The organism is Paraburkholderia sp. Ac-20347 (assembly GCF_017104805.1).
GTDB lineage: Bacteria > Pseudomonadota > Gammaproteobacteria > Burkholderiales > Burkholderiaceae > Paraburkholderia > Paraburkholderia tropica.
This window is the reverse complement of record NZ_JAAGPN010000465.1, coordinates 1-3,439: the sequence shown is the minus strand read 5'-3', so window position 1 is coordinate 3,439 and position 3,439 is coordinate 1. Positions and strand designations below refer to the sequence as shown.

The 3,439-nt window shown below is 59.8% G+C and carries 3 protein-coding genes and 1 pseudogene; 1 reads left to right on the top strand and 3 read right to left on the bottom strand.

Annotated elements, in window-relative coordinates; translation table 11 throughout:
- A pseudogene (locus G3N97_RS37555) lies at positions 1 to 250 on the top strand (hypothetical protein); the annotation flags it as partial.
- A 121-nt stretch (positions 251 to 371) separates the two neighbouring features.
- Here the strand turns inward: G3N97_RS37555 and G3N97_RS37550 are convergent.
- The 3 genes from G3N97_RS37550 to G3N97_RS37540 form a co-directional block, all read right to left on the bottom strand.
- Positions 372 to 1,241, bottom strand: a complete 870-nt coding sequence (locus tag G3N97_RS37550) for an alpha/beta hydrolase family protein (protein ID WP_205997807.1) — start codon at positions 1,239 to 1,241, stop codon at positions 372 to 374.
- 148 nt (positions 1,242 to 1,389) lie between these two features.
- On the bottom strand, positions 1,390 to 1,716 hold the full coding sequence (locus G3N97_RS37545; RefSeq protein WP_205997806.1) for a hypothetical protein: 327 nt from the start codon (positions 1,714 to 1,716) through the stop codon (positions 1,390 to 1,392).
- A gap of 121 nt (positions 1,717 to 1,837) precedes the next feature.
- On the bottom strand, positions 1,838 to 3,049 hold the full coding sequence (locus G3N97_RS37540; RefSeq protein WP_205997805.1) for a sugar transporter: 1,212 nt from the start codon (positions 3,047 to 3,049) through the stop codon (positions 1,838 to 1,840).
- Positions 3,050 to 3,439 lie beyond the last annotated feature (390 nt).

The following is a 3,439-nucleotide window of genomic DNA, read 5'->3' as shown; positions in this document are numbered from 1 at the left end:
GTCGGACGCACCGCCCGCGCCCACACCCGCGCCCACACCCGCGCCGCCTGAACCGCCGGCGGCGCAGGCTGCGCCGGAAATCGCCATCGCCAGAATCCATGCTGCTGCCTTGATCGTCGGTTTGCTCATCATCGCTCTCCTTGAAAACGCGTTGGTTGCCGCGTTGTTTGCCGCGTTGTTTGTCGATATGCGACGCGCACCTGCCGATAAACGGACATCACGCAACGCGCCGCGCGAACACCTTTGCTAGCGCAAACGATGTGCCGCGCGATTCGGACTGGGAAAGTGCGACGAGAATGAAGGCGGAAATAAAAACGGGCCCGCATGAGCGGGCCCGTTCGAGGACAAATACAGCTGAGGGAATCAGCAACTCACGCCAGATGCGCAGGCCCATGCCAGCCGTTCTGATGAAACGCCGTGGCGAAGAACAACACCTGATAGCGAATTGAATTCGACCAGTAGGTCCAGGTGTGGCCGCCAGGCCGCTCGGCGTAATCGTGCGGAACGCCCAATGCAATGAGCTTTTCGTGCAGCGTGCGATTCGATTGCACGAAAAAATCGCTGACACCGCAATCGATCGTAAGCGCGATATGCGCGTGTTCGAAACTGCTTGCGTCCTCGACGATGGCATTGCGGGTCCAGAAGTCCGCATGATGCGCGGGATTACCGAACACTCGGTCGATGCCGGGTTCGTCTTCGCTAATACGCGGATCGACCGCGCCGCTGATGCTTCCCGCTGCGCCAAAGGTGTCCTGCCGGTCGAGCGCGATACGCAGCGCGCCAAAACCGCCCATGCTCAGGCCCGTGATCGCGCGCGTCTGACGCGTGGCGATCGTGCGGAAATGCGTGTCGATCCACGACACGACTTCGGTACCGATATAGGTTTCGTAGCGGCTCGCCTGATCGAACGGACTGTCGATATACCAGCTTTCGTGACCGCCGTCGGGCATCACGAGAATGACGTGATAGCGGTCCGCGAGTTTGCCGATCTGCGTATTCGAAGTCCAGTCCGCGTAATTGCCGCCGGAACCGTGCAGCACGTAGACGACCGGATAGCGCGTGGTGCCGTTGCCGCGACCGTAATCGGCGGGCAGGACCACGGTGGCGTCGAATGCGCGATGCATGGCGGCGCTTGGGATCGAGACGATTTTCGTCTGGAATGCCCAGGCAGGCGCACTGAAGAACACGACAAGAAACAGCCAGAACACACGCAGGGGCCGGAACGCGCGGGCTTTATTCATGAGGGGTCGCTCTTGTTCAGATAGCCACGAAGGGCACGACTTCAGCGACGACTCTAGCAACCGGCACTTACAACCAAATTTCGGCGAACCCTACGGCAACATTCACAGCACTATTCGCGGCGATAAACGCGACATCCTGCGCGCCCGCTCAATCGCCATTGCGCCGCCGGCGGCGTAAGCGCCCTTTCGATTCGCCCTCGTGCAGCAGCCCCTGCTGACGCGGCGTGAGCGGGTCGTTCAAGCAGGGCTCGGCGTCGAGCTCCTGCTCGAAGCGCTCCCAGATACCCGCAGGCGTATTGGCCGTGCCCACGCGCGTACCGATCATCATGCGGACCTGATTTGCGCGGCTGATGGTCGAGCGCAATCGATGAATTTCCCAAAGCAGACGCAGCACCACGGGCAGCGGATGCCGGTCGTAAATATCGGCCAGCTCCGCTGCCGTGAGCGGAGGGAAATGACGATGATTTCGTCCCATGATTGCGTGTGGAATCCTGCGCCAAATACTGTATATATATACAGGTTAGCACACGCATGAGGCGTCCTGGGAGCGTCTCCGATGCTTATTCAAATCATTGAAATGGGTGCATCACACCCCTTTAATGCAACGCGTGGGCGTCCTTGTCGATCGGCGGGTGATGGCTTCCATACAGGCGCAACGCCAGCGCGCACACCGCGGCGCCCAGGCCGCCCGCCACGCCGCCGAACGTCCCGAGCCACGCAATGCCGAAGTCGTTGGCGATATGGTTGCCCAGCAGCGCGCCTGCGCCGATGCCCACGTTATAGAGGCCGGAGTAGATCGACACCGCGAGATCGGCGGCATCGGGCGCGAGGCGCAGCACCCACGCCTGCATGGCCAGCCCGAAGCACACGACGGCGCCACCCCAGACGGCCGTATGCACGGACAGCGTCACGATATTGAGCGCGCACGGAAACAGCACGAGCAGACAGACGCAAATCGCGAATACGGACGTTCGCAGGAATTGTTCGGGACGCTGCGGAAACACGCGATTGAAACCGATAGCCGCAGGAATGCCGGCAGCGCCAAACAGAATCAGCAAATACGTAATTCGGTCGTTGCTCTCGTGGCCTACATGATGAATGAACGGCTCGATATACGTGTACGACGTAAAGTGCGCGCACACCACCAGCACCGTGATCAGATAAAGCGATACCAGCATCGGCTTTTTGAACAGCACGGGCAGGCTTTTAAACGAACCCGTCTGCTGGCTTTCGAGTTTCGGCAACGCGAAACGCAGCATGAGCAGCGTAACGGCGGCGGCCGCCGCGATCGCCAGAAACGTCTCGCGCCAGCCGAGCGTTTCGCCAATCACGCGGCCAAGCGGAATGCCGGCCACCATGGCGATCGACGTGCCCATGCCGAGCATGCCGAGCGCGCGACTTTTCTGGCCACGCGGCGCAAGCCGAACAACCAGCGAGACCGATATCGACCAGAAAATCGCATGCGCGCACGCAATCCCGATTCGCCCGGCGACCAGCACGGGAAAATTCCACGCAACGCCGGTCAGGATGTGGCTGGCAATAAATAAACCGAATACCCCGGTCAGCAACTTGCGGCGCTCGATATTGCGCGTCAGCAACATCAACGGCAGCGAAGCGACGGCCACGGTCCACGCGTAAATCGTGAGCATGAGGCCAACATCGGTCGCCTTCATTTGAAGGCTGTCGCCGATCGCGCTGAGCAGCGCCACCGGGACGAATTCGGTCGTGTTGAAAATAAACGCGGATAGCGCCAGAACCAGCACGCCCCACCAGGCGTAACCGGATGCACTCCGTTCAGGCGTCGACATAGTCAATCTGGGGCGAGAAGCAAACAGCCGCAATTATCACGTAAAGCGCGTGCAAAGCTGTTGCAACGCGCAAAAAGCCATCAAGCGGACAAAATTACCGAAGCATGGATCCCCAATAATCTGCCTTCATTTATTTCATTTCGCGTAAGACGCCCTCACGAAATCGCGGGCGTTTGCGATCATTTTGTTACACCTCTTACCCCCGAACCTTGCACGCGTTACAGAAGCCTTTCAGGTTGGAAGTTATACTCAGCGCCGTATTAAAACCAATGAGTTCACTCATGAAGAAATTCTTCCCGATGATGGCGATTGCAGCGCTGGCTGCCACGGCTTCGATTCCGGCAATGGCCGGCGACATGAACAATGCGCTGGGCGGCGCGCTCGGCGGCG